24 protein-coding genes and 1 tRNA gene are annotated in these 26,847 nt (G+C 76.1%); 20 read left to right on the forward strand and 5 right to left on the reverse strand.

The genetic code is table 11. From position 1 onward, the window contains the following. Positions 1-153: 153 nt before the first annotated feature. From F1641_RS01140 to F1641_RS22735, 4 genes are read left to right on the forward strand one after another with little or no spacing between them, the layout of a single operon-like run. Positions 154-528 carry a response regulator transcription factor gene (locus F1641_RS01140; protein WP_194902667.1) on the forward strand — a complete coding sequence of 125 codons (375 nt, stop codon included), beginning with the start codon at positions 154-156 and terminating at the stop codon, positions 526-528. Continuing rightward, a complete protein-coding gene (locus tag F1641_RS22730) occupies positions 525-1,730 on the forward strand; it encodes a HEAT repeat domain-containing protein (protein WP_194902668.1) in 1,206 nt (401 codons plus the stop codon). The genes F1641_RS01140 and F1641_RS22730 overlap by 4 nt, the downstream gene beginning before the upstream one ends. After that, complete coding sequence (locus F1641_RS01150; protein ID WP_206690360.1) at positions 1,727-3,331, forward strand: glycosyltransferase family 2 protein; 1,605 nt, start codon at positions 1,727-1,729, stop codon at positions 3,329-3,331. The genes F1641_RS22730 and F1641_RS01150 overlap by 4 nt, the downstream gene beginning before the upstream one ends. After that, on the forward strand, positions 3,328-5,367 hold the full coding sequence (locus F1641_RS22735; RefSeq protein WP_194902669.1) for an ATP-binding protein: 2,040 nt from the start codon (positions 3,328-3,330) through the stop codon (positions 5,365-5,367). Before F1641_RS01150 ends, F1641_RS22735 begins: the two co-directional genes overlap by 4 nt. 4 nt (positions 5,368-5,371) lie before the next feature. Here F1641_RS22735 and F1641_RS01160 read toward each other — a convergent pair whose 3' ends face one another. Continuing rightward, positions 5,372-6,949 (reverse strand): NAD(P)/FAD-dependent oxidoreductase, encoded by a 1,578-nt coding sequence (locus F1641_RS01160; RefSeq protein ID WP_194902670.1) that lies wholly within the window; start codon positions 6,947-6,949, stop codon positions 5,372-5,374. 28 nt (positions 6,950-6,977) lie between these two features. On the opposite strand from F1641_RS01160, the gene F1641_RS01165 reads away from it, so the two are divergent. The 10 genes from F1641_RS01165 (at position 6,978) to F1641_RS01210 (ending at position 16,051) form a co-directional block, all read left to right on the forward strand. After that, complete coding sequence (locus F1641_RS01165) at positions 6,978-7,976, forward strand: Ppx/GppA phosphatase family protein (protein ID WP_194902671.1); 999 nt, start codon at positions 6,978-6,980, stop codon at positions 7,974-7,976. Positions 7,977-8,020: 44 nt separating this feature from the next. After that, complete coding sequence (locus F1641_RS01170; RefSeq protein ID WP_206690361.1) at positions 8,021-8,863, forward strand: type II CAAX endopeptidase family protein; 843 nt, start codon at positions 8,021-8,023, stop codon at positions 8,861-8,863. A 254-nt stretch (positions 8,864-9,117) separates the two neighbouring features. Continuing rightward, positions 9,118-9,450, forward strand: a complete 333-nt coding sequence (locus tag F1641_RS01175) for a PadR family transcriptional regulator (protein ID WP_194902672.1) — start codon at positions 9,118-9,120, stop codon at positions 9,448-9,450. Continuing rightward, positions 9,447-10,607: a hypothetical protein gene (locus F1641_RS01180; protein WP_194902673.1), complete on the forward strand. Its 1,161-nt coding sequence runs from the start codon at positions 9,447-9,449 to the stop codon at positions 10,605-10,607. The genes F1641_RS01175 and F1641_RS01180 overlap by 4 nt, the downstream gene beginning before the upstream one ends. A gap of 210 nt (positions 10,608-10,817) precedes the next feature. Then, positions 10,818-11,576 (forward strand): uracil-DNA glycosylase, encoded by a 759-nt coding sequence (locus F1641_RS01185; protein WP_309225296.1) that lies wholly within the window; start codon positions 10,818-10,820, stop codon positions 11,574-11,576. A gap of 126 nt (positions 11,577-11,702) precedes the next feature. Beyond that, complete coding sequence (locus F1641_RS01190; RefSeq protein ID WP_194902674.1) at positions 11,703-13,106, forward strand: NAD(P)/FAD-dependent oxidoreductase; 1,404 nt, start codon at positions 11,703-11,705, stop codon at positions 13,104-13,106. Positions 13,107-13,166: 60 nt separating this feature from the next. Then, positions 13,167-13,240 (forward strand) — tRNA-Leu (locus F1641_RS01195). Positions 13,241-13,384: 144 nt separating this feature from the next. Continuing rightward, positions 13,385-14,209 carry a Bax inhibitor-1/YccA family protein gene (locus F1641_RS01200; protein ID WP_194902675.1) on the forward strand — a complete coding sequence of 275 codons (825 nt, stop codon included), beginning with the start codon at positions 13,385-13,387 and terminating at the stop codon, positions 14,207-14,209. A 20-nt stretch (positions 14,210-14,229) separates the two neighbouring features. Further along, positions 14,230-14,550: a hypothetical protein gene (locus tag F1641_RS22740; RefSeq protein ID WP_194902676.1), complete on the forward strand. Its 321-nt coding sequence runs from the start codon at positions 14,230-14,232 to the stop codon at positions 14,548-14,550. A 91-nt stretch (positions 14,551-14,641) separates the two neighbouring features. After that, the gene (locus F1641_RS01210) at positions 14,642-16,051 is read left to right on the forward strand and encodes a cystathionine beta-synthase (RefSeq protein WP_194902677.1); all 1,410 of its coding nucleotides are present in this window, start codon (positions 14,642-14,644) and stop codon (positions 16,049-16,051) included. An 88-nt stretch (positions 16,052-16,139) separates the two neighbouring features. Here F1641_RS01210 and F1641_RS01215 read toward each other — a convergent pair whose 3' ends face one another. Beyond that, on the reverse strand, positions 16,140-17,780 hold the full coding sequence (locus F1641_RS01215) for a helicase HerA-like domain-containing protein (protein ID WP_194902678.1): 1,641 nt from the start codon (positions 17,778-17,780) through the stop codon (positions 16,140-16,142). Positions 17,781-17,820: 40 nt separating this feature from the next. After that, positions 17,821-19,257: a PLP-dependent aminotransferase family protein gene (locus F1641_RS01220; protein WP_194902679.1), complete on the reverse strand. Its 1,437-nt coding sequence runs from the start codon at positions 19,255-19,257 to the stop codon at positions 17,821-17,823. A 156-nt stretch (positions 19,258-19,413) separates the two neighbouring features. On the opposite strand from F1641_RS01220, the gene F1641_RS01225 reads away from it, so the two are divergent. Continuing rightward, the gene (locus F1641_RS01225; RefSeq protein WP_194902680.1) at positions 19,414-19,584 is read left to right on the forward strand and encodes a hypothetical protein; all 171 of its coding nucleotides are present in this window, start codon (positions 19,414-19,416) and stop codon (positions 19,582-19,584) included. A gap of 114 nt (positions 19,585-19,698) precedes the next feature. Here the strand turns inward: F1641_RS01225 and F1641_RS01230 are convergent, their stop codons facing one another. Next, positions 19,699-20,328 carry a trans-aconitate 2-methyltransferase gene (locus F1641_RS01230; RefSeq protein WP_206690362.1) on the reverse strand — a complete coding sequence of 210 codons (630 nt, stop codon included), beginning with the start codon at positions 20,326-20,328 and terminating at the stop codon, positions 19,699-19,701. A 66-nt stretch (positions 20,329-20,394) separates the two neighbouring features. After that, positions 20,395-21,030 (reverse strand): peptide-methionine (S)-S-oxide reductase MsrA, encoded by a 636-nt coding sequence (gene msrA / locus F1641_RS01235; RefSeq protein WP_194903267.1) that lies wholly within the window; start codon positions 21,028-21,030, stop codon positions 20,395-20,397. 158 nt (positions 21,031-21,188) lie between these two features. Here msrA and F1641_RS01240 point away from each other — a divergent pair, with 158 nt between their 5' ends. From F1641_RS01240 to F1641_RS01260, 5 genes are all read left to right on the forward strand, one after another. Continuing rightward, entirely contained in the window at positions 21,189-22,364 is a 1,176-nt protein-coding gene (locus F1641_RS01240) for a cystathionine gamma-synthase (RefSeq protein WP_194902681.1), read from the forward strand. Between the two features lie 22 nt (positions 22,365-22,386). Further along, the gene (locus F1641_RS01245; protein WP_194902682.1) at positions 22,387-23,643 is read left to right on the forward strand and encodes an AI-2E family transporter; all 1,257 of its coding nucleotides are present in this window, start codon (positions 22,387-22,389) and stop codon (positions 23,641-23,643) included. 10 nt (positions 23,644-23,653) lie between these two features. After that, positions 23,654-24,907, forward strand: coding sequence for a threonine ammonia-lyase (gene ilvA / locus F1641_RS01250; RefSeq protein WP_194902683.1), 1,254 nt, complete (start codon positions 23,654-23,656; stop codon positions 24,905-24,907). Between the two features lie 81 nt (positions 24,908-24,988). Next, positions 24,989-26,002, forward strand: a complete 1,014-nt coding sequence (locus tag F1641_RS01255; RefSeq protein WP_194902684.1) for an ATP-binding cassette domain-containing protein — start codon at positions 24,989-24,991, stop codon at positions 26,000-26,002. Next, complete coding sequence (locus F1641_RS01260; RefSeq protein ID WP_194902685.1) at positions 25,999-26,802, forward strand: ABC transporter permease; 804 nt, start codon at positions 25,999-26,001, stop codon at positions 26,800-26,802. Before F1641_RS01255 ends, F1641_RS01260 begins: the two co-directional genes overlap by 4 nt. The last annotated feature ends 45 nt before the right edge of the window (positions 26,803-26,847 follow it).

Below are 26,847 nucleotides of genomic sequence, written 5' to 3' on the forward strand. Positions count from 1 at the left end.
TTGAGTCCCCCGGGCCCGGCTGCGGCCCGGCCGAGGTGCCGGGCCGTCACCCGATCGGCTCAAGGTCCGCGGTCGGGCTGCCGATGCGCTGGCAACGCGCTCCTCACCCGTCGCCGCCACGCCGCAGCCCCCACACCGCCTCCGGAGGCACCCATGACCACCGTCCTCGTCGCGGACGACGACCTCGACATCCGCGAGCTCGTCGCCTTCAAGCTCGCGCAGGCCGGCTACGAGGTGCGCTCCGCCCCCGACGGCGTGGCCGCGCTGGACGCCGCCCGCGCCGGCGGCGTCGACCTGGTGGTGCTCGACCTGATGATGCCGGGCCTGTCCGGCCTGGACGTGTGCGCCGAGCTGCGCCGCGAGCCGTCCACGGCCGAGCTGCCGGTCATCATGCTCACCGCCCGCGCGCAGGACCAGGACGTCGCCACCGGCTTCGCCGCCGGTGCCGACGACTACGTGGTCAAGCCCTTCAGCCCGCGCGAGCTGGTCAGCCGCGTCCAGGCCGTGCTGGGGCGGGCCCGGGCGTGAGCCCCCTCGCCCTCGTCACCGCCGGACTGGTGCTCGTCTCGGTCCTGGTGCTGGCGCTGGCCGTCGCGATCGCCGTGGTCCGCGCCGTGCGCGCCCGCCGGGCCGCCCGCGCCCGCGCCGTCGCCGAGCCGCTGCGCCCGCTGCTGCTGGAGGTCGCCGTGGGGGAGGGCCCCGAGGCCGAGGACGCCGCCGCCGCGCTCGCGGCGCTGGACCCCACCGGCTGGCGCAGCGTGGAGCCCGCGGTCCTCGCGGTGCTCGGCAAGGTCCGCGGTGACGGCCAGCGGCTGCTGGTCGAGCTGCTCGCGGCCCGCGGCGTCGTCGCCGGCGCCCGCCGCGACCTGACCGCCCGCAGCGCCGTGCGCCGCGCGACCGCCGCCGAGCTCCTCGGCGCCGCCGGGTACGCCCCCGCGGTGGCCGAGCTCGCTGCGCTGCTGCGCGACGGCGACCCGGAGGTGCGGCTCGTGGCGGCCCGCGCCCTGGGGCGCGCCGGCGCTCCCGGCGCCGTCGGCACCGGCGTCGAGGAGGCGCCGCGCGCTGCGGCCACCGCGCTGCTCGCCTCGCTCGCGGGTGCCCGGCCGGCGGCCCCGCCCGACGTCGTCGCCCGCTCCCTGCTGCTCGTCGGCACCCCGGCCGCACCCGCGCTCCTGGCGGCGCTGGCCGCGCCCGAGCCCCTCGTGCGCCTCACCGCCGCCGAGGTGCTCGGCCGCCTGGGCGCCACCACCGCCGCTCCCGCCCTGGAGGACCTCGTGCTGCGCGACCCCGTGGACGCCGTCCGCGTCCGCTCCGCCGCCGCCCTGGGCCGCCTCGGGGTGCCGTCGGCGACCTCCGCGCTGCGCGCCGCGACCACCCCGGCCACCGCCTCGGCGGTGCGCCGCGCCGCCGTCCGCTCCCTGGGGGAGGTCGGCGACCCGTCGTCCCTGCGCTGCCTGTGGGGCCTGCTGGACGACGCCGACGGCGGCGTCGCCGACGCGGCGGCCGCGGCCCTGCTCGGTCTGGGCGCCCCGGGCGTCCGCCTGCTCGCGCAGGTGTCGTCGCAGGGGGCCTCGGCCTCGGCGGCGGCCGTCGCGCGCGCCCACGAGGTGGTGACGTGCGCCGTCGCGGCGGAGGTCATGCCGCCGGCCGGCCTGGCCGAGGTCGAGGCCGTCCTCGCCGACGTGCTCGCGCGGGCCTCCCGCGGGGCGGCCGCGGAGGTGGCGGCGTGAGCGGCGCCGACGTCCTCGGCCTGCTGGCCGACCTGGCCGGCCCGCTGGCGCTGCTGCGGCCCGAGCCCTCCACCTGGGGGCTGTTCGGCCACACGGTGCGCGGCACCGTCGTGGTGCTCGTGCAGCTGCTGGCCTGGCCGGTGCTGCTGTACGTCCTCGCCATCAACTCCAGCTACCTCGTGCTCATCGGCCTCGCGGGCGCCGACATGGGCCGCTACCTGCGGCGCGCGCGGATCCGCGGCGTGGAGGACGCGAGCGCGTCCCCGCTGACGCAGTCGGTGTCCGTGGTCATGCCGGCCTTCGACGAGGAGGCCTCCGTGGTGGGCTCGGTGAGCGCGATGCTCGCGCTGCGCCACCCCCGCCACGAGGTGGTCGTCGTCGACGACGGCTCCACCGACGCGACCTTCGCGCTGCTGCGCGAGGCCTTCGACCTGGTCGAGGTCCCGCGGCGCCTGCCGGCCGACGTGCCGGTGCGCGGCGCCGTCCGCAGCGTCCACGTGCCCCGCGGCGGGCGCTCCCCGCTGGTCGTGGTCCGCAAGGACAACGGCGGCCGCGCCGACGCCGTCAACGCCGGCATCAACGCCGCGCGCCACGAGCTGGTCTGCATCACCGACGCCGACTCCGTGCTCGACCCCGACGCGCTGCTGACCGTGAGCCGCCCCTTCGCCGACGACCCGCTGCGCGTCGTCGCGACCGGGGGGGCGGTCCGCGCCGTCAACGGCTCCGAGCTGGTCGGCGGCCGCGTCGTCGGCGTCCGCATGCCCAGCGGGTGGACGGCGCGGTTCCAGGTGGTCGAGTACCTGCGCGCGTTCTGCGTGGGCCGGGCCGGCTGGTCGCGGCTGCAGTCGCTGGTGCTCATCTCCGGGGCGTTCGGCATGTACCGCCGCGACGTGCTGGTGGAGGTCGGTGGCCTGGACGCCACCTGCATCGGCGAGGACTTCGAGCTGACCCTGCGGCTGCACCGGTACATGCGCGAGGCGGGCCGCGACCACCGCGTCGTGTTCGTCCCCGAGCCGGCCAGCTGGACCGAGGTGCCCGCCACCGCGGCCGTCCTCGCGCGCCAGCGCCGCCGCTGGCAGCGCGGGCTCGCCGAGACCCTGTGGCGACACCGCCGCATGGTCGGCAACCCCCGCTACGGCCGCATCGGGCTGCTCGCCCTGCCCTACTACGTGCTCTTCGAGCTGGTGGCCCCGGTCGTCGAGCTGGTCGGCGTCGTCCTCACCCCGCTCGCGGTGGGCCTCGGCGTCGTCCCGTGGGAGGCCGCGCTGCTGCTCATGGCGCTCTGCTACGGGTACGCCGTCGTCGTCACCGTCGCGGCCCTGCTGGTGGAGGAGCTCTCGTTCCACCGGTCCCAGCGCTGGCGCGACCTCGGCCGCGGCCTGGCGGCGGCGGTGCTGGAGAACTTCGGCCACCGCCAGCTCACCGCGCTGTGGCGCGTGCAGGGCCTGTGGTCGCTGCTGCGCGGCCAGCGCCAGGTGTGGGGCGCCATGGACCGCCAGGGCCTCGCCGCGGCGGGCGCGCCCTCGCAGGTGCGCCTCCCCGACACGGCGCAGCTGGCCGGCCCCGTCCGCCGGCGCGCCGGCTCGGAGGTCCTGAGGTGACCCGCGCGGGGACCCGCCGGCGCTGCGTCGGCGGCCGGTCGGCCGCCGTCGGCCTGCGGTCCTGGCTCGCGGTGCTCGTCGTCCTGCTCGTGGCGGTCGCCGGGGCCGGGGGCGCGGCTCTGGTCGTCAGCGACGCGCACAGCGCCGAGGCCGCCCGCCTCGGTGCGCTGGCCAGCGCCAGCACCGACCTGGTGCTGGCCGCCTCCGACGCCGGCGCCGCCGGGGGGCGCGAGGCGCAGCTGGCGCGCGTGGAGGAGGCCTCGGCCGCCGCCGCGGCGCTCGCCGTCGGCGCCGCCGAGCGCGCCGCCGTGCAGCGCGAGGCCGGCGAGGCCCGTGCCTGGGTGCGCGCCGTGGGCGCTGCTCCGGGGGGCGCAGGGGTCGCGGGGGCCGCGGGGGCGTCGCGCCCCGGCCCCGGCGCGGGCCCGGTGGCGCTGCTGACCGCGCACCAGGACCTGGTCGACGCCGTCGCGCAGGAGGCCTCCGCCCTGCACGAGCGCGAGGAGGGGGCGCGCAGCGCCTCCCTGGCCGTGGTCGGCCTCGTCCTCGCCGGTGCGCTCGGGCTGACGCTGCTGCTGGCCGTCCGCGTGCGCCGCGGCCTGGTCGAGCCGCTGGCCGACGTCGCCGAGGTGCTCGGCGGCCTCACCGCCGGCGACCACGACCGGCGCGCCGTCGCCGACCGCGGCCCCGCGGAGGTCCGCGCCGTGGCCCGCTGGGTCAACGCCCTCGCCGACCAGGGCGACCTCGCCCGCTCGGCGCAGGAGCGCGCCGGCCGGCTGCGCCGCCTGGCCACGGAGGTGGGGCGCCTCGCCCGGGACCCCGTGGCCCCGGAGGAGTCGCTGGCCGAGGCGCTGCGGCTGCTCGGCGAGGGCGCCGGCGTCGACCGCGCGTGGGTGCGCCTCGCCGACGACGACCCGGTGGCCCTGCACGCCAGCTGGGCCCGTCCCGGCCTCCCGCCGGTCTCCGAGGACCTCGGCCGGCACGCCGGGGAGCTGGGTCGCTGGCTGCAGGAGGCCTGGGACGCCCAGAGCCAGTTCGTGGTCGACGACCTGCGCGCGCACAGCGAGGGCGGCGAGTCCTCCGCGGGCTCCCGCGACCTCCTGGCGCGCACCGGCGCCCGGGCGGCCGTCGTCGTCCCGGTCGGCGCCGGCGAGGCCGCCGTGGGCGCCCTCGTGGTGACCTGCCACGACGGGCCCCGCACCTGGACCGACGAGGAGGTGGCCCTGCTGCGCTCGGTGGCCGCCGACCTCGGGCGCGCCACCGTGGTGGCCCGCCTGCTGCACGACTCCGAGCAGCTGGTCGAGCGGCTCCGCGAGCTCGACGTGCGCAAGACGACCTTCCTGGCCACCGTCTCCCACGAGCTGCGCACCCCGCTGACCAGCATCGCCGGCTACGTCGAGCTGCTGCGCGAGGGCGGGGCGGGGGAGGTCAGCGACGGCGTCGACAGGATGCTGGCGGTGGTCGAGCGGAACACGGTGCGCCTGCGCGTGCTCATCGAGGACCTGCTCGCCCTGTCGAAGGTCGAGGACGGCGCTCCCCGCGGGGTGCACCAGCCCGTGGCGCTGGGAGACCTGGTCCGCGACGTCGTGACCCAGCACCGCGGCGCCGCCGGGGACGGCGGCCTGGTGCTGGAGGTGGAGATCGACCTCGACGCCGAGCTCGTCGGCGCGCTGCAGGTGCACGGCGACGCCGCGTCGCTGCGGCGGGCCGTGGCGGGCCTGGTGTCCAACGCCGTGAAGTTCACCCCCGCCGGCGGGCGGGTGTGGGTGAGGGCGCGCTCCGAGGACGCGCGCGCCGTCGTCGAGGTCGTCGACACCGGCATCGGCATCCCCGAGGCGGAGCAGGGCGGTCTGTTCACCCGCTTCTTCCGGGCCACCAACGCCAGCGCCCTGGAGGTCCCGGGCGCCGGTCTGGGGCTGGCCATCGCGCGCTCCGTGGTGGAGCACCACGACGGCCGGGTGCTCATCACCTCGGTGCTGGGGGAGGGGACGACGGCGAGGGTCGAGCTGCCCCTGCCCGTGCTGTCGCCCGCGGGCTGAGGGCTCAGGCCGCCGAGCCGGCCGTGGCCCGCGCCGCGCGGACCAGGTCCAGCGGGTCGGCGGTGGTGCCGAAGCGCTGCCGCAGCACCCGCCGCGCCGCGTGCACCCCGTTCATGCCGGTCACCGCGGGGCCGGGGGGCGTGGCGGCGCCGCACAGGTGCACCTCCTCCGGCAGCCCGGACGCGTCACCGCCGGAGCGCCGCAGCCGCACGCGGCCCGGGTCCCACGCGGGCAGGGGGCGCATCGCCAGCTGCCACGGCGTCACCGCGCCGGCCGCGATGTCGCCGCCGGGCATGCTCGCGTTCTGCTGTCCGATCATCGAGGCCGTCGTGGTGGTCGTGTGGAGCACCAGGTCGCGGAAGCCCGGCGCGAAGCGCTCCACCTGCGCGGTCACCTCCTCGGCCAGGTCGCGGCGGGACCCGTGCGGGACGTGCGCGTAGGTCCACAGGGTCTGCGCCCCGCCGGGGGCGCGGGTCGGGTCGACCACGCCGGGCTGCACCACGATCGTGAACGGGTTCGGCGAGTGCCGCCCCGCGGCGACCTCCCGCTCACTGGCCAGCACCTGCGCCCGGGTGCCGCCCAGGTGCAGGGTGCCCGCGCGCTCGAGCCCCGGCGCCGTCCACGGCACCGGGCCGGACAGGGCGAAGTCGACCTTGCAGACCGCCCCGCCGTAGCGGTAGCGGCGCAGCGCGGCGGCCACCGGCGCGGGCAGCGCGTCACCGGCGAGCTCGAGCAGCCCGCTCGGGGCGACGTCGAGCAGCACGGCGCGAGCCCGGGGGAGCTCCCGCAGGTCGCGGACCCGGTGCCCCAGCACGACCCGGCCGCCGAGGCGCTCGACCTCGGCCACGAGCGCGTCGGTGAGCGCCTGCGTGCCGCCGCGCACCACCGGCCAGCCACCGGCGTGCGCCATCGCCGCGAGGTACAGCCCGGCGCCGGCCGAGGCCAGCGTCCGCGGGTCGGCGATGTTGTGCGCCGAGGCGCCGGTGAGCAGCGCCGGCGCGGCGTCGTCCCGGAAGCGCGCGTCCCACAGCGGAGAGCCCTGCTCCAGCGCGCGCAGGCCCAGCCTGACGGCTGTGGCGGCGGTGCCGGTGAGTCCCGCGGGCGTGCGGGGCACCGCGGGGAAGGTGCGCAGGTCGGACTGGGTCAGCGAGACGACCTCCTCGATGCGCTCCACCAGCGGACCCAGCAGCGACCGCCAGGCCCGGCCGTCGGCGCCGAGGCCCTCCGCGGTGGTGGCGAGGTCGCGGTGGGCCAGCCCTGCGCGTCCGCTGTCGAGCGGGTGCGCGAAGGGGATCTCGGGCTGCAGCCACTCCACGCCGGACGCCCCCAGGTCGAACGCGCGGAAGAAGGCGCTCGCGGCCCCCGCGGGGTGGGCGATCGAGCAGTGGTCGTGCCGGAAGCCCGGGAGCGTCATCTCCAGGGTGCGCGCCCCGCCGCCCGGGCCCTCGGCGGCTTCGTGGACCTCCACGGAGAGGCCGGCGCTGGCCAGGCACACCGCAGCGGACAGCCCGTTCGGGCCGGAGCCCACGACGACGACGTCGACCTCGGTGCGTCCGCCGGGCCCGGTCGCGGGAGTGCTCACCCCGTCGAGGCTAGGCGCGGATGGGACGATGGGCCCTGTGGAACAGCCCCGGCCCGTGCGCGTGGCCGCCGTCGACTGCGGCACCAACTCCCTGCGGCTGCTGGTCGCCGACGTCGTGCTCGAGGGTGCGTCCGCCCGGCTGACCGACGTGGTCCGCACGATGGAGGTGGTCCGGCTCGGCCAGGGCGTCGACCGGACCGGGGCCTTCGCCCCCGAGGCCCTGGAGCGGACCCTCGCGGCGACCGCCCGGGTGCGCGAGGCGCTGCTGGAGCACGGCGTGCCGCTGGACGCCGCCCACGTGCGCTTCGTGGCGACGTCGGCCAGCCGCGACGCGAGCAACGCGCACCTGCTGGTCGACGGCGTCCGCGAGCTCCTCGGCGTGGCCCCGGAGGTCATCAGCGGGTCGGAGGAGGCGGGCCTGAGCTTCCTCGGCGCCACCGGCGAGCTGCACGGTGCGCACGCCGGGCCGTTCCTGGTCTGCGACCTCGGCGGGGGCTCGACCGAGCTGGTCCTCGGCGACCGCGGCGTGGAGGCCGCCCGCTCCGTGGACGTCGGGTGCGTGCGCCTGCACGAGCGGCACGCGCTGTCCGACCCACCGACGCCGGGGCAGGTGGAGGCGGTGCGCGCCGACGTGCGCGCGGCCCTCGACCTCGCCGCGGCCGAGGTGCCGCTGGAGCGCACGCGCACCTTGGTGGGGGTCGCGGGCACCGTCACCACCGTCGCGGCGCACGTGCAGGGCCTGCCCTCGTACCTGCCCGAGCGCATCCACGGCGCCGTGCTGCCGGTGGCCGACGTCCTGGCCGCCTGCGACGAGCTGGTCGCGATGACCCGCGAGCAGCGCGCCGCGCTGGGGTTCATGCACCCCGGGCGCGTCGACGTCATCGGGTCCGGCGCGCTGGTGTGGCGCGAGGTGGTCGCGCGGGTGGCCGACCTGACGGGGACCGCCGAGGTCCTGGTCAGCGAGCACGACATCCTCGACGGCACCGCGATCGACCTGGCCCGCCGCGCGGCGGTGGCCTCCCCGTGACGAGCGCTACCGGCGCTACCGGCGCTGCCGGCGCCGCCGGCCCGGTGAGCACGACGACGGCGGCCGCACCCCCCGACCCGGCGCGTCCCGGCGGCGCGCTGCGGCTGGTCCCGTCGGTGCTGCTCGTGGTCGCCGGGGTGCTGGTCTTCGCCCTGGAGCAGCGGCCCGCGGGCTGGGCGGTGCTGGCGGCGGCGCTGGTGGCGGCCCTGGTCCTGGGGCGCCGCGAGCGCTCCTCGCTCGGTCGCGACCACGCCCTCGCCGTCCTGGGCACAGCCGTGATGAGCCTGGTGCCCGTCACCACCGACATCTCGTGGGCGCACATGACCTCGATGGGCGCCGCGATGGTCGTGGCCGTGGGGGCGCCGTACGCGCTGTCGCGGTGGGCCTTCCGCGACCACGCCATCCGGTTCCCGGTGGCCACGGGCCGCCGCTGGAGCCGCTTCGAGTGGTGGTGGCTCGCGGCCGTCGTCGTCCTCGGGTGGACGGCGCTGCCGTTCTACCTGGTCACCAGCGGGGTGTACGAGAACTGGCCGGCGGCGCGCACCGGGGGCGAGCTGTTCCGCCTCTTCCTGGGCACGAACGCGCTCGGCATCTGGGACGAGCTCTTCTTCATCTGCACCGTCTTCACGCTGCTGCGGCGCCACCACCCGGTGTGGCTGGCGAACCTGCTGCAGGCGGTGCTGTTCACCGCGTTCCTCTACGAGCTGGGCTTCCGCGAGTGGGGGCCGCTGCTGGTCTTCCCGTTCGCGCTGATCCAGGGCTTCACCTTCGCGACGACGCGCTCGCTCAGCTACGTGGTGGCGGTGCACCTGACCTTCGACGCGATCCTGTTCATGGTGCTGGTGCACGCCCACACGCGGGAGTGGTTCCCGCTCTTCCTGTACTGACCTCCCGCGCCGGTGGTGGCGCGCCGCCCCGCCGCCTCGCCGCCTCGCCGCCTCGCCAGGTGACCGCGGTCAGCGCCCCAGGTGTCCGCGGTCGGTCGCCGTGTCGACGGCCCAGGGAGCCACCTCGCCAGGTGACCGCGGTCAGCGCCCCGGGTGACCGCGGTCACCTGGGAGTGAGGACGGGTGCGGCGGGATCTGCTTCCCCGGTGTGGCGTCGTCGACGGTAGCGCGCTTCGCGCAGTACTGTCCGTCGCGTGGATGCGACGCAGCTGCTCAAGGGGGTGCTCGACGCCGCCGTGCTCGCCGTCGTCGAGGACGACGACGGTTACGGCTACGACGTGGTGCGCAGGCTGCGCAGCGCCGGGCTCGAGGAGGTCGGCGACGCCTCCGTCTACGGCACCCTCCGGCGCCTCTACGCAGCCGGGGCGCTGAGCAGCTACGTGGTGCCCTCGGAGGAGGGGCCGCACCGCAAGTACTACGGGATCAACCCCCGCGGCCGGGAGCTGCTGGAGGCCCAGCGCAAGAGCTGGCGCGCCTTCTCCGAGACCGTCGACCACCTGCTCGCGCCCGAGGAGAACTCCCGATGAGCACGACCCTGCCCGTCCCGACCGCTCCGGGTCCCGACGGGGGCGGCGCCACCGGCGACCCGTCGCTGGACGCCCGGTGGTACGCCGCAGCCGTCCGCAGCGAGCTGTCCGACCTGCCCTCTGACGTGGTCGAGGAGCTCGCCGGCGGCCTCGAGGCCGACCTCGCCGACCTCGCGGCGGAGTCGTCCACCCCGCTGGCCGAGCGCCTCGGCCCGCCCCGCGGGTACGCCGCCGAGCTGCGCTCCGCCGCAGGCCTGGCGCCTCGGGTGCGCGGCGGGGCGGGTGGTTCCGGGCTCTGGGCCCGCGCCACCGAAGGCGTCCGGGAGGACGTCGAGCACGCCGCGACACACCTGCGCGCTCAACGGTGGTGGCCGGGTGCCGTGGAGCGGGCGGTGCTGCTGCGCCCTGCGTGGTGGGCGCTGCGCGGCGCGCTGCTGGCGTGGCTGGTCGTCGGGGCCCTCTGGGGCTGGGGCCAGACGCTCGGTGGGATCCTCGTCGTGCTCGCCGGCGCCGCGGCCAGCGTCGAGGTGGGCCGCCGCCGCCCCGTGGTGCCGTGGAAGAGGTCCCTGGTCCTGGCCGGGAACGTGCTGGCGGTGCTGGTCGCCCCCTTCGCGCTGCTCTCACTGGCCCAGCCGCAGACCGTCTACGTCGACAGCGGCTACGTGAACAGCGGCCCCGACACGTCCACGGGCGTCTGGGTCGACGGCCGCCAGGTCACCAACCTGTACCCCTACGACGCCCAGGGCCGGCCGCTGACCGGGGTGCAGCTGCTCGACGACTACGGCCAGCCCGTCTCCACCACCACCGGGGGAGCTCAGGACTGGACGACCTTCCAGGAACCCAGCCCCCTGGTGCCGGTGGTCGACGCCGAGGGCGTCGTGCGCTGGAACGCCTACCCCCTGCAGGTCAGGGTCGACGGCGGAGCCCCCGTGGAGCCCTCCCTGCCGCAGCCCACGCTCGCGCCGCTGCTAGGAGGCGCTGCTCCGACCGCCGGCGCTCCCAGCGCGAGCGCGACGCCGACCGAGCTCGCGACAGCGACCCCGAGCGCCACCGCGACGGCCGGGGTGCGGGAGCCCCTCTCCGGGGCCACCGCCGAGGCGCCCCCGGCTCAGGGGACCCTTGCGCCCACCCCGACCGCCTCCGTCGCAGCGGGCTGACCCGAGCACGCACCCGGGCCGCCCACCCGGTGGCGGCGCGGGGAGGTCGGCGCCAGGGTCGTGGGGTGCCCGCGCAGCGACCTCCCCGGCCGGTGCTGCTGCCGCACCCGGTGACGGGGGACCTCCACCCCTCCCCGGTCCCGCCGGGCACCGGGTGGCCCGGCGACCCGGCCCGCGCCGCGCAGCCGCGTCGCCCGCGACCCCGCCCAGGTGGAGGCGCTCGCGGCGTCGTCGCGCGACACCGGCCAGCTCGACGCGCGCGTCTCCGTCTGCCGGGCGTGCCCCCGCCTGGTCGCCTGGCGCGAGGACGTCGCCGCGACCGCCCGGCGCGCCTACCTCGGCCAGCCGTACTGGGGCCGGCCGATCAGCGGCTGGGGCGACCCGCACGCCCCGCTGCTCGTGGTGGGTCTCGCGCCCGCGGCGCACGGGGGCAACCGCACGGGGCGCGTCTTCACCGGCGACCGCTCCGGCGACTGGATCTTCGCTGCCCTGCACCGCGCGGGCCTCGCCGCCCAGGAGCGCAGCGACCACGCCGGCGACGGGCAGCACCTCGTGGGCGCGCGCATCGCCGCCGCGGTGCGCTGCGCCCCGCCCGACAACCTCCCGACCACCGACGAGCGAGCGGCGTGCGCCCCGTGGCTCGACCGCGAGGTGCAGCTGGTGCGCCCCCGGGTGCTCCTCGCGCTGGGGGGCATCGCCTGGGACGCGTCGCTGGCCTGCGCCCGGCGGCTCGGGTGGGAGGTCCCGCGGCCCCGCCCGCGCTTCGGGCACGCCGCCCGCGCCGAGCTGCGGCGCGGGGGAGCGGGCGGCGACGTCGTCCACCTCGTCGGCAGCTACCACGTCAGCCAGCAGAACACCTCGACCGGGCGCCTGACCGAGGCCATGCTCGACGACGCCGTGGGGATGGCCGCGGCGCTCGCCGGGCTGCCGGCGCTGGACCGGTCGGAGGACGCAGCGGCCGCTCGGTGAGGTGTCGGGTCGCCCGCGACCGGTCTGTAGGTGATGATCTCCGCCTCACCCCAGCGGGTGCCTCCCGACGGTGGAGTCGGTGGCCCCGTTACCGGTCGTGCCCGGACGAACCCTAGATTTGGCTGCATGACCGCCCCCGCCTCCCTGGAGTCCCCCGTGCCCGCCGCGGCTGGACGCCCCCGGATCCTGCTGCTCGGCGGAGGCTTCGTGGGCCTCCTCACGGCCCGTCACCTGCTGAAGCAGCTCAAGGCGGGGGAGGCGCAGGTCGTCGTCGTCGACCCGCGCCCGTACATGACCTACGCGCCGTTCCTGCCCGAGGTGGCCGGCGGCTCGATCGAGGCCCGCCACGTCGTGGTCTCCCTGCGCCAGGCGCTCAAGGGCGCCGACGTCGTCACCGGCACCGTGACCGGCATGGACCCGGCCCGCAAGGTCGCCTTCGTGCAGCCCCAGGAGGGCGAGCAGGTCGAGATCTCCTACGACCACGTGGTCGTGGGCCTCGGCGCCGTCTCCCGCGTGTTCCCGATCCCGGGCCTCATGGAGCAGGCGATCGGCTTCAAGTCCGTCGAGGAGGCCACGGCCTGCCGCGACCACATCCTCGACCGCCTCGACGCCGCCGCGGTCATGACCGACCCGGCCGCCAAGAAGCGCGCCCTCACCTTCGTCTTCGTCGGCGGCGGCTACGCCGGCATCGAGGCCATGGCCGAGCTCGAGGACCTGGTCCGCGCCTCGGTGAAGAACCACTCCGGCATCTCCCAGGACGAGATCAACTTCGTCGTGGTCGAGGCCCTCGGCCGCATCCTCCCCGAGGTCGGCCCCGAGATGGGCCTGTGGTCGCTGGGCCAGCTGCGCGAGCGCGGCATCGACATCCGCCTCGACACCCAGCTGAAGTCGATCGAGGGCGGCCACGCCGTGCTCTCCGACGGCACCGAGTTCGACACCGACACCGTGGTGTGGACCGCCGGCATCAAGTCGAACCCCGTGCTCGCCGCCACCGGCCTGCCGCTCGACAAGCTGGGCCGCCTGACCGTCCGCGCCGACCTGCGGGTCGCCGGCGACGACGGCGTGGTCGACGGGGCTTGGGGCGCCGGCGACGCGTGCGCCGTCCCCGACCTCACCAAGGAGCCGGGCCAGTTCTGCCCGCCCAACGCCCAGCACGCCGTGCGCGAGTCCAAGACCCTCGCCGCCAACATCGTCGCCACCCTGCGCGGCGAGGCGCTGACCGACTACCGCCACAAGTACATCGGCACCGTGGCGTCGTTCGGCATCGGCAAGGGCGTCGCCAACACCTTCGGCCTCAAGGTCAAGGGCTTCCCGGCGTGGCTCATGCACCGCGGCTACCACCTGTACGCGATGCCGACCCTCGACCGGAAGGTGCGCATCGCCCTCGGCTGGGCCGCCTCCGGCATGGGCGTCACGCGCGACATGGTGGCCATCGGCCGCCAGGCGCGCCCGCGCGAGGAGTTCGTGGCCGCCGGGGCCAAGCCGCCGGCGCCCCGCCCCGTGGGCGACCCGTTCCCCGGCAAGAGCTGAGGACCTGACGCCGACGGCGGGGCCGGTGCACGCGCACCGGCCCCGCCGTCGTCCTCTTCGGCCCCCGTAGCCCAACCGGCAGAGGCAGGCGCCTTAAAAGCGCCTCAGTGCGGGTTCGAACCCCGCCGGGGGCACCCCGGGCGCACCGGAGACCGCTCGTCGATGAGCCTCTCAGGTGCTTCACAGCGCGCCAGCGCGGCGACTCCTTTACCCACCCATTACTCTTGGGGAGATCCTGCGGCGCACCGCCGCGGTCAGCGTTCCCCGGAGGGCCTCGCATGGAGAGCAACAACCCGGCGCTGCGCAACGCGCCGCAGTTCAAGCGCGGTGGCTACGCCGGCTTCGACGCCGCGCCCCGCGGCGGCGCGCCGACGGCCCCGCACGACGCCCGGTCCCTCGAGGACATGTACAACGGGCCGACGGCCACCGCCTCGCACACGGGCCGCATGACGTACGACGACGTCGTGCTGCGCGCAGGCATGACGCTCGGGACCGTCGTCGTGCTCGGTGGCGTCAGCTACCTGCTCGGCAACCCGCTCCTGATGATCGTCGGCGCGCTGGGTGGCCTCGTGCTGGGCCTGGTCAACTCCTTCAAGCGCGAGCCCAGCCCCGCGCTGATCTTGGCCTACGCAGCCCTGCAGGGTCTGTTCATCGGTGGCATCAGCAAGTTCATCGACGTGCAGTACGCGGGCAGCAGCGTCGCGCTGCAGGCGGTCATCGCCACCGTCGCGGTGTTCGCCGTGATGCTGGTGCTCTACCGCAGCGGCGCCGTGCGGGCCACGCCGAAGTTCCGCCGGATCCTCATCGGCGCGGTGCTGGGGTACGCCGTCTTCTGCCTCATCAACTTCGTCTTCGCGCTGTTCGGCGCTGGGCTGAACCTCTGGGCCGGTCCGCTGGGCCTCGCGGTCGGCGCCATCGGCGCGGTGCTCGCATCCCTCTCGCTGGTGCTCGACTTCGACTTCATCGAGACCGGCGTGAAGAACGGCATCCCGCAGCGCTACGCCTGGACCGCCGCGTTCGGCCTCACGGTCACGCTGGTCTGGCTGTACATCGAGCTGCTGCGCATCCTGTCGATCCTGCGCTCCATGGCGGGCGGCGACTGACCGGCTGGCAGCATGACGCGGTGACCTCACCGCGCGAACGGGCCGAGCGCGAGCTCGGGCGGGTCCTGACCCGCCTGGCGGCGCTCGGCCCGTCTCGTCTGTCCAGGCCCGCCGACGGCGGCGGCCCCTCACCGGCTGACGTCGTGCGACCCGCCCTGCAGGAGCTCGCGGACGACGCCGCGGCGCTGGAGGGGCGGTCCCCGCGCGCCGTCCCCGTGCTCGCCGGGCGGGCCCTGGGCGACCAGCTCGCCGTGCTGGGCCGCGACCTGCTGGGGGTCGGCGACGACGCCGCGCTCGAGCGCGCCACCGCTCGCCTCGAGGCCCTGCGCCGAGCCCTCTGAGCCCCGCCCTCCCACAGCCCTCTGGGCGGAGAGTGCGACCGGGAGGGCGGAGGCCGGGCGGGGGACCCGCCGGGGGTGGGACCATGGCCGGGTGCAGTACGCCGAGAGCATCGTCGACCTGATCGGCGGCACCCCGCTGGTCAAGCTGAACCGCGTCACCGAGGGGATCGCCGCCACCGTGCTGGCGAAGGTCGAGTACCTCAACCCCGGCGGCTCCGTGAAGGACCGCATCGCCGAGCGCATGATCGAGGCGGCCGAGCGCTCCGGCGCCCTGCGGCCCGGCGGCACCATCGTGGAGCCGACCAGTGGCAACACGGGCGTCGGCCTCGCCCTGGTCGCCCAGCGCAAGGGCTACCGCTGCATCTTCGTGTGTCCCGACAAGGTGGGCGCGGAGAAGCGCGACGTGCTGCGCGCCTACGGCGCCGAGGTGGTCGTCACCCCGACCGCCGTGGCCCCCGACAGCCCTGAGAGCTACTACTCCGTGTCCGACCGGATCGCCCGCGAGACCCCCGGCGGCTGGAAGCCCGACCAGTACGCCAACCCCGAGGGCCCGGCGAGCCACTACGCCTCCACGGGGCCGGAGATCTGGAAGGACACCGACGGCCGGATCACGCACTTCGTGGCGGGCGTCGGCACCGGCGGCACCATCACCGGCACCGGGCGGTACCTGAAGGACACCTCGGCCGACCGCGCCGAGGACGACGGCGGCCGCGTCCACGTCGTCGGCGTCGACCCGGAGGGCTCGGTCTACTCCGGCGGCACCGGGCGCCCGTACCTCGTCGAGGGCGTCGGCGAGGACATCTGGCCCCCGGCGTACGACCCGACCGTGCCCGACCAGATCGTCGCCGTCAGCGACGCCGAGGCCTTCGCCATGACGCGTCGCCTCGCCCGCGAGGAGGGCCTGCTGGTCGGCGGGTCCTGCGGCATGGCCGTGGTGGGGGCGCTGCGCGTCGCGCGCGAGCTGCCCGCCGACGCCGTCGTCGTCGTCCTGCTGCCCGACTCCGGCCGCGGGTACCTCGGCAAGATCTTCAACGACGCGTGGATGCGCTCGTACGGCTTCGACGTCGACGCGCCCGGCGCCGCCGCGGTGGGTGGTGCCACCGCCGGTGACGTGCTGCGCGGCAAGTCCGGGCGCCTGCCCGACCTCGTGCACACCCACCCCACCGAGACGGTGCACGACGCCATCGAGATCCTGCGCGAGTACCAGGTCTCGCAGATGCCCGTGGTCGGCGCGGAGCCGCCGGTCATGGCTGGCGAGGTGGCCGGCTCGGTCACCGAGGAGGGGCTGCTGGAGGCCGTCTTCTCGGGCACGGCGTCGCTGTCCGACGCGGTGAGCAAGCACATGGCCGAGCCCCTGCCGCTCGTCGGCGCGGGCGAGCCCCTCGACGGCCTGCGCGAGACGCTGCGCGTCAACCGCGCGGTGCTCGTGGCGGTCGAGGGCAAGCCCGCCGGCGTGGTCACCCGCGCCGACCTGCTCGCCTACCTCGCCAGCAGGCACTGACGCCCGCCCCGGACCGCAGCCGAGCGCCTGGTTGCGGTTCCGGGGTGGTGCTGGATCGCAGCCGAGCGCCTGGTTGCGGTTCCGGCGCTCAGCGGCGGCGCACGCCGAAGATGCTGCGGGTGATCTCGCGCCCGAGGCTCGAGGCAGCGGAGCGCGCGAAGCTCCGGAACGCCGAGGAGCCGAGCACCTGCTCCACCACGGAGCGGTCCTCGGGCTCGGCCCCGCGCCGGGACGAGGGGCGCGACGACGACGGCCGCCGCGGCTCGTCCCAGCTGTCGCCGGTCGGCAGGGCGTCGTCGTCCTGCCTCGTCCGCGGGGCCTGCGGTGTCGTCGGAGCGCGGTCGGCGCGCGGAGGAGCGGCGGTCTTGCGGGTCAGGCGCTCGTAGGCGGAGTCCCTGTCGATCGGGGTCCCGTACTCCGCCTGCAGCGGCGACGCCGCGACGATGCGCTGCTGCTCGGCCTCCGGAGCGGGCGCCATGAGCGACTGCGGCGCACGCAGGCGCGTCCACGCCACGGGCGTCGGCACCCCGCTCTCGGACAGCACCGTCGCCACGGCCTCGCCGGTGCCGACGCTGGTCAGCAGGGTCTCCGTGTCGTAGTGGGAGCTCCTCGGGTAGGTCGAGGCGGTCGCGCGCAGGGCCTTGGCGTCGTCGGGGGTGAAGGCGCGCAGCGCGTGCTGCACCCGCGAGCCCAGCTGCGCGAGGACCTCCTTGGGCAGGTCGGTGGGGCTCTGCGTCACGAACACCACGCCCACGCCCTTGGAGCGCACCAGGCGGACGGTCTGCGCGACCTGCGCGACGAAGTCCTTGCTGGCACCGGTGAAGAGCAGGTGCGCCTCGTCGAAGAAGAAGACCAGCTCCGGCTTCTCGAGGTCGCCGACCTCGGGCAGCTCCTCGAAGAGCTCGGCGAGCAGCCACAGCAGGAACGTGGAGAACAGCGCCGGGCGGCCCTGCACGGCGGGCAGCTCCAGGCACGAGACCACGCCGCGCTCCTGCCCGTCGACAGGCACCGTGCGCAGGAGGTCGTGGACGTCGAGCTCCGGCTCGCCGAAGAAGGCGTCGGCGCCCCCGTCGGCGAAGGCGAGCAGCTCGCGCAGGAGCACGCCCGCCGTCTGCTTGCTCAGCCCGCCGAGGCCCTCGAGGTCGGCCTTGCCCTCGGGGGAGACGAGGTGGCTGATGACGGCCCTCAGGTCCGCCAGGTCGAGCAGCGGCAGACCGGCCCTGTCGGCCCAGTGGAACACCAGCGCCAGCGACGACGACTGCACCTCCGAGAGGTCCAGCACGCGCGCCAGCAGCGCCGGGCCGAAGCTCGTGATGGTCGCCCGCACCGGCACCCCGGTGCCGATGCCCCCGAGGGCCAGCAGCTCGGTGGGGCAGCCCGCCGGCGCCCACTGCTGGCCCACGTCGGCGGCGCGCGACGTCACCCGGTCGGACGCCTGCCCGGGCAGCGCGATGCCCGACAGGTCGCCCTTGACGTCGGTGAGGAACGTCGGGACGCCGTGGGCGCTGAGCTGCTCGGCGACGAGCTGCAGCGTCTTGGTCTTGCCCGTCCCGGTGGCGCCGGCCACCAGGCCGTGGCGGTTGAGCACGGACAGCGGCAGCTGCACGGGTGCGTCGGGGTGGGCGGTGCCGTCGACGACGAGCGCGCCGAGCTGCACCGCGGGGCCCGAGGTGGCGTAGGCGGCGCGGACCTCGTCGAGGAACCCCGCGGTCTCAGGAGTGCTGGTCACGGGGCGGACGGTAGCCCCGCAGGACCCCTCGGACCAGCGCTCAGACCAGGTGGCGGCGGGGGGCGGCGGGGGAGCGCCCGGCGCTGGCGCTGCTGGCCTCGACCAGCAGCTCGACGGCGCGCTCGAGGTCGGCGACGGGGGCGGTGAACGGCAGGCGCAGCCGGTCGTCGAAGGCGTGCCCGGCGCCGAAGCGCGAGCCGGTGGCCAGGCGCAGGCCCAGCGGCTCGGCGGCGTCGACCAGCACGGACGACGACGTGCCCGGGGGCAGGTGGCACCACAGCGACTGCCCGCCGGGCGGCACCGGGACCTCCCAGCCGGGCAGGTGGCGGGCCAGGGCCGCGACCAGGGCGTCGCGCTGCGCGCGCAGCTGCACGCGGCGGCGCGCGGCGATGCCGTCGTAGGCGTCGAGCAGCGCGCAGGCGGCCAGCTGGTCGACCAGCGAGAAGGACCCGTGGTCGCGCGAGGCCGCCGCGGCGGCCCGTGCGACGACGTCGGGCTCGGCGCGCAGCCAGCCGACGCGCACGCCGGCCCAGACGGCCTTGCTGAGCGACCCGGCGCTCAGCACCGCCCCGGGGCGGCCGTGCGCGGCCAGCGGGGCCAGGGGCTCCTGCCCGTCGAGCGCGAGGTCGACCAGGGCCTCGTCGGCCACCACCGCCACCTCCTGCTGCTGCATGGAGATGACCAGGGAGCGCCGGTCGCCCTCGGTGAGGGTCGCGCCGGTGGGGTTGGAGAAGTCGGGGACCACGTACAGCGCCCGCGCCGACGTCTGGCGCGCTGCGCGGTGCGCGGCGGTGACGAACCCGTCGCTGGACCCGAGGTCGCGGGGGACCGGCACCAGGCGGGCCCGCAGCTCGCGGGCGACGTCGAGCGCGTTGGGCCAGACCGGGTGCTCCACCACGAGCCGGTCGCCGGCCCCGAGGACGGCCCGGAGCGCGGAGCTGACGGCGCCGCCCGCACCGCAGGTGACGAGCACCTGCTCGGGCGTGGTCGGCAGGCCGCGGGCGGTGTACCGGTCGGCGACCCGGGCGCGCAGCTCGCTGAGGCCGAGCGGGGTGTACCCGTGGCCGCCCAGGTGCCGCGGCAGCTCGGTGATCGCCTGCTGGTAGGCCTCGGCGACCTCCGGGGGACCGGGCGGGGCGGCGTAGGACAGGTCGAGCACGCCCTCGCGGGCCCCGCCCGGCACGAAGGCCGCGACGACGCCGCTGGTGGCGGGCAGCTGCGTCCACGTGCCCGAGCCCTGGCGCGCGTCGGCCCAGCCCGCCTCGCGCAGCCGGCCGTAGGCGGCCGACACGGTGACCCGGCTGGTGCCCAGGGCGGCGGCCAGCTCGCGCTCGGCGGGGAGGCGGACCCCGACGCCGAGGCGCCCGTCGCTCACCAGGCCCTGGATGCCCGTGGCCAGGCTGGCGTACATCGGCGGGTGCAGGGTGCCGCGGCCGATCAGCTCGGCGAGGCGCTCGGCGGACGTCGAGGTGGGCACCAGGCCACTCTTGCACGATTGGCCTGGTCGCGGAAGCGGCAGCCGGGGGTCTCGGTGGGCTCCAGGGGGGGTCAATGACCTCGAACGGCGCAGTTCAGGCCACCTTTTGCTGATTGGCCTGGTGCCTTAGGGCCAATCGTCACCGATGATGGATGCATGACGATCCTCCTGGTGGTGCTGACCCTCTCCCTGCTGGCCCTCGGTGCGGTGTACGCCGTCGTGCGGGTCATCGACGCTGACGGCTACGGCCGCCGTCCGGCCCCCCGCAGCCACGACGGCTGGGGCGTCGCGCTGCCGTCGGTGCCCCCGGCCTCGGTCTACCGCTGACCCCCACCGGCGGCCACCGCGCCGCCGGTCCCCGCGCACGTCGAAGGCCCCGCACCCCCTGAGGTGCGGGGCCTTCGACGCGTCAGGGCGCGTCAGGGTCGCCCCGGGGAGGTCTCAGGGGCGGTCGGCGACGAGGACGGCGTCGACCTGGACGCGGCGCTCGCCGTCGTCCCACCGGACGGGGCGCTCCACCTCCGCCGCCAGGCGCACCCGCAGGCCGGCCGCCCGAGCGCCGTCGCGCAGGGCCGTGACGTCGTGGAGCAGGCGCGGGTCGCGGGGGCCGCCGACGCCGCGCTCGGCGTTCGCGAGGGCGTGGCCGACGACGACGGCGCGTCCGCCCGGGGCGAGCCACCCCGCGGCCCGCTCCACCAGCTGCGGCAGGGCCACGAAGGCCACGACGACGAGACCCACCTCCGCTGGCGGTTCCCACGTGCGCGCGTCGGCGGCGACCCAGCGGCAGCGACCCTCGACGCCCCGGGCCCGGGCCGCCTCCGCCGCCACCTCGAGGCCGCCGGGGGAGGAGTCGACCCCGGTGGCGCTCCAGCCCCGGAGGGCCAGCCAGCGCGCGTGGCGCCCGGTGCCGCAGGCCAGGTCGACGGCCGCGCCTGCGCCCGTGCGCGGCGCCAGCGGCAGGCAGGCGGCGCGCACCGACGGGTCCACCTCGTCGTGGACCCCACGGGTGCGGTGCTCCGCGTCCCACCACGCGACGTCGTGCCCCGGCTGGTCGCGGTGGTCGGCGCTCACCGTCCCAGGGTGCACCGGACGCCCGTGATCACGGTGATCACGGGCGTCCGGGACGGGGTCGCGGGGTCAGGCGCCGACGACGCCCACCGGGCAGCTCACGCCCGTGCCGCCCAGGCCGCAGTAGCCGTTGGGGACCTTGTGCAGGTACTGCTGGTGGTAGTCCTCCGCCAGGTAGTACGGGCCGGCGTCCTGCGCCGACCGCAGCTCGGTGGCCACCGGGCCGTAGCCGGCGGCGCGCAGCTGCGGCTCGAAGGCGGCCTTCGTGCGCTCCACCGCCTCGCGCTGCTCGTCGGTGGTCCAGTAGACCGCCGAGCGGTACGTGGTGCCGACGTCGTTGCCCTGGCGGTTCACCTGCGAGGGGTCGTGCCCCTCCCAGAAGACCTTGAGCAGCGCCTCGGCGGAGGTCTGCGACGGGTCGTACGCCACCATCACGGCCTCGGTGTGGCCGGTGCGGCTGGTGACCGTCTCCTCGTACCAGGGGTGGGGGGTGAAGCCGCCCATGTACCCGACGGAGGTGGTGACCACGCCGGGCTGGCGCCAGAAGGTGCGCTCGGCGCCCCAGAAGCAGCCCATCGCCACGTAGAGCACCTGCGTGCCCTCGGGCCACGGACCCTCCAGGGGGGTGCCGAGGACGGCGTGGTGCGTCGGGACGGGGTAGGGCCGGGTGTCGCGGCCGGGGAGCGCCTCCTCGGCGGTCACCATGCGGGTCTTCATCGAGCTGCCGAACAGGGCCACGGGTGTTCCTCCAGGCGTCGGGGTCTCGTGCGCGTCTGCTGGTCACAACACCTCGTCGCGCGCGATCCATCCCGCTGGGCGCAGGTCGGCGGGGGTGCCCCGCCGCCGGGCCGTAGCCTCGGGGCGTGAGCGAGCAGCACTCCTCGGACAGCTGGGCCCGGGCCGGGTTCTCCACCCGCGCCATCCACGCCGGGTCCGACCCCGACCCCCGCACGGGCGCCGTCATCCCCGCCATCAACGTCTCCACGACGTACAAGCAGGACGGCGTCGGCGGCCTCCGCTCGGGCTACGAGTACTCCCGCTCCGCCAACCCGACCCGCGACGCGCTGCAGGAGTGCCTGGCCGCGCTCGAGGGCGGCGGCTCCGCCCACGCCTTCGCCTCCGGCCTCGCCGCCGAGGACACCCTGCTGCGCACCGTGCTCGTCCCGGGCGACCACGTCGTCGTCCCCGACGACGCCTACGGCGGCACCTACCGCCTCATCGCCCGCGTGCTCGGCCGCTGGGGCGTCGACCACACCCCGGCGCACCTGGCCGACCTCGACGCCGTCCGCGCCGCGGTGCAGCCGGGCCGCACCAAGCTGGTGTGGGCCGAGACCCCCACCAACCCGCTCCTGACCGTCGGCGACATCAGCGCGCTCGCGGAGGTCGCGCACGACGCCGGGGCGCTGCTCGCCGTCGACAACACCTTCGCCACGCCGTACCTCCAGCAGCCGCTGGCGCTCGGCGCCGACGTCGTCGTCCACTCCACGACCAAGTACGCCGGTGGCCACTCCGACGTCGTCGGGGGAGCGCTGGTGGTGCGCTCCGGGGCTGAGGAGCTGTCCGAGCAGGTCGCCTTCCACCAGAACTCGATGGGCGCCGTCGCGGGGCCGTTCGACGCGTGGCTGGTGCTGCGCGGCCTGAAGACCCTCGCCGTGCGCATGGACCGGCACTGCGACTCCGCCGAGGCGGTCGTGGCCTTCCTGGCCGACCACCCGGCCGTCGCGCAGGTGCTGCACCCGTCGCTGCCCGACCACCCCGGCCACGAGGTCGCCGCGCGCCAGATGCGCCGCGGCGGCGGCATGGTCAGCTTCCGCGTCGGTTCCCGCGACAAGGCCCTGGCGGTGTGCGAGCGCACCCGGGTGTTCACCCTCGCCGAGTCGCTCGGCGGCGTGGAGTCGCTCATCGAGCACCCCGCCGCGATGACGCACGCGTCGGTCGCGGGCTCGGCGCTGGAGGTCCCGGACGACCTGGTGCGCCTCTCGGTGGGCCTGGAGGACGTCGAGGACCTGATCGGCGACCTCGACCGCGCGCTCGCCTGACCCGGGCACCACACTGGCGGGCGTGCCCGCGCCCCAGAGCAGACTGACCCGCCCGCCCCGCCAGGTGCGGGAGGCGTCCGACGCCGTCTCCTTCCCGGTGCGGGTCGCCGCTGCCTGGGCGTGGCGGATCGCCCTGGTCGCTCTCGTCCTCTACGGCCTCGGCCAGGTGCTGGCCTACTTCTCCGAGCTGACGATCTCGCTGTTCGTCTCGCTGCTGTTCGTGGCGCTGCTGGTGCCGTTCGTCGACTTCCTCGACCGGCACGGCTGGCCCCGCGTGCTCGCGACCCTGGTCAGCCTGCTGCTGGGCATCGCGCTGATCGTCGGGCTGTTCACCCTGGTGGTGACGCAGATCGTCTACGGCTTCGACGACCTCGCCGACCAGGCCTCGGCAGGCATATCCCAGCTGCAGACATGGCTCTCCAGCGGGCCGCTGGGCCTGTCGAGCGGCCAGATCAACGACTACATCACCCAGGCCCGCAGCGCGCTCCAGTCCAACAGCGACTCGATCGTCAGCGGTGCCGTGGCCGTCGGCGGTACCGCCGCGACCCTGCTGACCGGCAGCTTCCTCGTCCTGTTCTTCACGATCTTCCTCACCTGGGACGGCCGGCGCGTCTGGTCGTGGCTGGTCCGCCTGCTGCCCGCGTCGGCCGAGTCGCCCTTCGACGCCGCGATGCACCGCGGCTGGGTCACGCTGACCTCCTACGTGCGGGCGACGATCATCGTGGCGGCCGTCGACGCCATCGGCATCGGCGTCGGCGCCGCCGTGCTGCAGATCCCCCTGGCGGTGCCGCTGGCGGTGCTGGTCTTCCTGGGTGCCTTCGTCCCCATCGTCGGCGCCGTGGTCACCGGGGCCGTGGCGGTGCTCGTCGGCCTCGTCGCCCAGGGCCCGGGCGTCGCCCTCGGCATGCTCGTCGTCGTCCTGCTGGTGCAGCAGCTGGAGAGCCACGTCCTCCAGCCCTTCCTCCTCGGCAAGGCCGTGGCGGTGCACCCCCTGGCGGTGTTCGTGGCGATCACCGCGGGCGCCACGCTGGCCGGCATCCCCGGCGTCCTGTTCGCGGTGCCGGTGATCGCCGTGGCCAACACCGTCATCTCCTACCTCGTGCGCGGTGACGCGGCCCTGCCGAAGGGCCTCGTGCAGCACTTCCAGGAGAAGGACGACGGCGACGACGACGAGCTCACCTCCGACGGCGAGCGGCGCGCCGACGACGAGTCCGACGCGCTGCGAGCTCGCGAGGAGGGGGCGCCGCCGCCCACGGGTCCCGTGGGCGAGCGCGCCTGAGCCGCCGCCCGTGAGCGCAGCGGGCCCCGCCGGGGACCCGGCCGGGGTGGCGGACGTCGGCCCCGACGACGTCCTCGCCGCACGCCCCCTGCTCGACGGCGTGGCCCGCCGCACCCCCGTGGTTCGCAGCCGGGCGCTGTCCGACCTCGTCGGCGGCCCGGTCCACCTCAAGCTGGAGAACCTCCAGCGGGGCGGCTCCTTCAAGGTCCGCGGCGCCCACGTCCGCGCCGCCCGCCTCTCCGAGGCCGAGCGCTCCCGCGGCCTGGTCGCCGCCAGCGCGGGCAACCACGCGCAGGGGGTGGCCGTCGCCGCCCGGGCGCTCGGAGCCCCCGCCACGGTCTTCATGCCCGTCGGGGTCTCCCTGCCCAAGCTGGAGGCCACCGAGCGCTACGGCGCCCGGGTCGAGCTGGTCGGGGGCACCGTCGACGAGGCGCTCCTCGCCGCCCGGGAGCACGCGGAGGCCACCGGCGGGGTGCTCGTGCACCCCTTCGACCACCCCGACGTGGTCGCCGGCCAGGGCAGCGTCGGGCTGGAGCTGCTCGAGCAGGTCCCCGAGCTGCGCACCGTGCTCGTCTGCCTCGGCGGGGGAGGGCTGCTGGCGGGGGTGGCGGCCGGGCTGTCCGGCACCGCCCCGCACGTGCGCGTGGTGGGGGTGCAGGCGGCGAGGGCCGCGGCCTGGCCCGCGTCGCTGGCCGCCGGGCACCCGGTGGCGCTGGACCGGATGTCGACCATGGCCGACGGCATCGCCGTCGCCCGGCCCGGGGACGTGCCCTTCGGCGTCGTCTCCCGCCTGCTGGCCCCCGACGACGTCGTCACCGTCAGCGAGGAGGACGTCTCCCGGGCGCTGCTGCTCCTCCTCGAGCGCGCCAAGCTCGTGGTCGAGCCGGGCGGGGCCGCCGGGGTGGCCGCGCTGCTGGCGCACCCGGAGGCCTTCGAGCCGCCGGTCGGAGTCGTGGTCTCCGGCGGCAACGTCGACCCGCTGCTGCTCATGCGCGTGATCCGCCACGGGCTGGCGGCGGCCGAGCGCTTCCTCACCCTGCGGGTGCGCCGCCTCCCCGACCGGCCCGGGGCGCTCGTGGCGCTGCTCGCCGTCGTGGCCGACGAGGGCGCCGACGTCCTCGACATCGGCCACCAGCGCACCTCGGGTCGCGCCGCCGTCGACGAGGCCGAGGTCGACCTGCGGCTGCAGACCCGCGGGCCGGCGCACGCCCGCGCCGTCGTCGCGGCCCTCCGGGCCGCCGGGCACGACGTCCTGGTGGGCTGACCGGAGGACGTCCGGGGTCCCGGGAGGTCCCGCCGGAGCGTCAGGCGGACCGATGTCGGTGCTCGGGCATACGGTCCCCCCGTGGCAGACGCGGTGAGGGCCAGGGGACTGGTCAAGACCTACGGCAGGCCGTCGACGCGCGGGCGCGGCGGCGGGGTGACGACGGCGCTCGACGGCGTCGACCTCGACGTCCCCGAGGGCACGGTGCTGGGCCTCCTCGGCCCGAACGGCGCCGGCAAGACCACCACGGTGAAGATCCTCACCACGCTGCTGGTGCCCGACGCGGGCGAGGCGCAGGTGGCCGGCGTCGACGTCCTGCGCGACCCGCAGGAGGTGCGCCGCCGCATCGGCGTCTCCGGCCAGTACGCCGCGGTCGACGAGTACCTGACCGGCTTCGAGAACCTGCGGATGGTGGGCGAGCTCTACCACCAGGGGTCGCGCCGGGCCTCGGCGCGGGCGCGCGAGCTGCTGGAGCTGTTCAGCCTGTCCGAGGCCGCCGACCGCCCGGTCAAGGGCTACTCCGGCGGCATGCGCCGCCGCCTAGACCTCGCCGGGGCGCTGGTCAACGACCCGCCCGTCCTCTTCCTGGACGAGCCGACCACGGGCCTCGACCCCCGCAGCCGCGCCGACATGTGGGAGCTGCTGCAGGGCATGGTCCGCGGCGGCACCACCGTGGTGCTGACCACGCAGTACCTGGAGGAGGCCGACCTCCTCGCCGACGACATCATCGTCATCGACCACGGCCGGGCCATCGCCCGCGGCACCTCCGACCAGCTCAAGGCGCAGGTCGGGGGCGAGCGCGTCGAGCTGGTGGTCGACGACGCCGCCCACCTCGACGAGGTCCGCTCCCTGCTGGGCCGGGTCGCGGTGGGGGAGGTCGAGGTCGAGCCGCACACCCGGCGCCTCACCGCCCCGGTCGAGGGCGGCGCCGCCGTCCTCGTGCGGCTGCTGGCGCAGCTGGAGGAGCGGGGCGTGCACCTGTCCGACGCCGGCACGCGGCGCCCGACCATGGACGACGTCTTCCTCACCCTCACCGGCAAGCGGACCGACGGGCCTGCGGGCGCCGATGACGAGAAGGACGGAGCAGCGTCATGAGCTCGTGGGTGTCAGCGCTGGGAGACGGCGCGACGATCGCGCAGCGCAACCTCATCAAGGTCAAGCGGGTCCCCGACCTGCTGGTCGGCACGCTGATCTCTCCGATCATGTTCATCCTGCTGTTCGTCTTCGTCTTCGGCAGCGCCATCCCGGTGCCGGAGGGGACCAGCTACGCGGAGTTCCTGGTGCCGGGCATCTTCGCCCAGACCGTGATCTTCGGGGCCACCGTCACCGGCAGCGGTCTCGCCGACGACATGCAGAAGGGCATCATCGACAGGTTCCGGTCGCTGCCCATCGCGCCGTCGGCCGTGCTGGTGGGGCGGACCACGTCCGACGTCGTCACCAACGTGCTGGTGGTCCTCATCATGACGGCGACGGGTCTCGCCGTCGGCTGGCGCATCACGACGTCGCCGCTGGAGGCGCTGGCCGGCTTCGCGCTGCTGCTGCTCTTCGCCTACGCCTGCTCGTGGGTCATGGCGCTCGTCGGCCTGCTGGTGCGCAGCCCCGAGGTGTTCAACAACGTCAGCTTCATCGTAATCTTCCCGATCACGTTCATCGCCAACACCTTCGTGCCCACCCAGGGCTTCCCGACCGTGCTGCGCGTCATCGCCGACTGGAACCCGGTCTCCGCCGTCACGCAGGCCAGCCGCGACCTGTTCGGCAACCCCTCCCTGGCGGGAGGCTCGGGCGCTTGGCCGCTGGAGCACGCGGCGCTCTACACGCTGATCTGGTCGGTGGTGCTGGTGGCGGTGTTCGTGCCGCTGGCCACCCGCCAGTTCAAGCGGTCCGCCGCCCGCTGACGAGCCGCTGACGCACGAGGGGCGCCCCACCCGGACCGGGTGGGG

The sequence above is a fragment of the Quadrisphaera sp. INWT6 genome (assembly GCF_015390235.1).
Lineage (GTDB): Bacteria > Actinomycetota > Actinomycetes > Actinomycetales > Quadrisphaeraceae > Quadrisphaera.

Excerpts from the sequence above, each read along its gene's own strand:
- F1641_RS01180 (WP_194902673.1), top strand. The coding sequence starts at position 9,447 with ATGAGCACGACCCTGCCCGTCCCGACCGCTCCGGGTCCCGACGGGGGC.
- F1641_RS01165 (WP_194902671.1), top strand. The coding sequence starts at position 6,978 with ATGGGCCCTGTGGAACAGCCCCGGCCCGTGCGCGTGGCCGCCGTCGAC.
- F1641_RS01200 (WP_194902675.1), top strand. The coding sequence starts at position 13,385 with ATGGAGAGCAACAACCCGGCGCTGCGCAACGCGCCGCAGTTCAAGCGC.
- F1641_RS01225 (WP_194902680.1), top strand. The coding sequence starts at position 19,414 with ATGACGATCCTCCTGGTGGTGCTGACCCTCTCCCTGCTGGCCCTCGGT.
- F1641_RS01260 (WP_194902685.1), top strand. The coding sequence starts at position 25,999 with ATGAGCTCGTGGGTGTCAGCGCTGGGAGACGGCGCGACGATCGCGCAG.
- F1641_RS01190 (WP_194902674.1), top strand. The coding sequence starts at position 11,703 with ATGACCGCCCCCGCCTCCCTGGAGTCCCCCGTGCCCGCCGCGGCTGGA.
- F1641_RS01140 (WP_194902667.1), top strand. The coding sequence starts at position 154 with ATGACCACCGTCCTCGTCGCGGACGACGACCTCGACATCCGCGAGCTC.
- msrA (WP_194903267.1), bottom strand. The coding sequence starts at position 21,030 with ATGGTGACCGCCGAGGAGGCGCTCCCCGGCCGCGACACCCGGCCCTAC.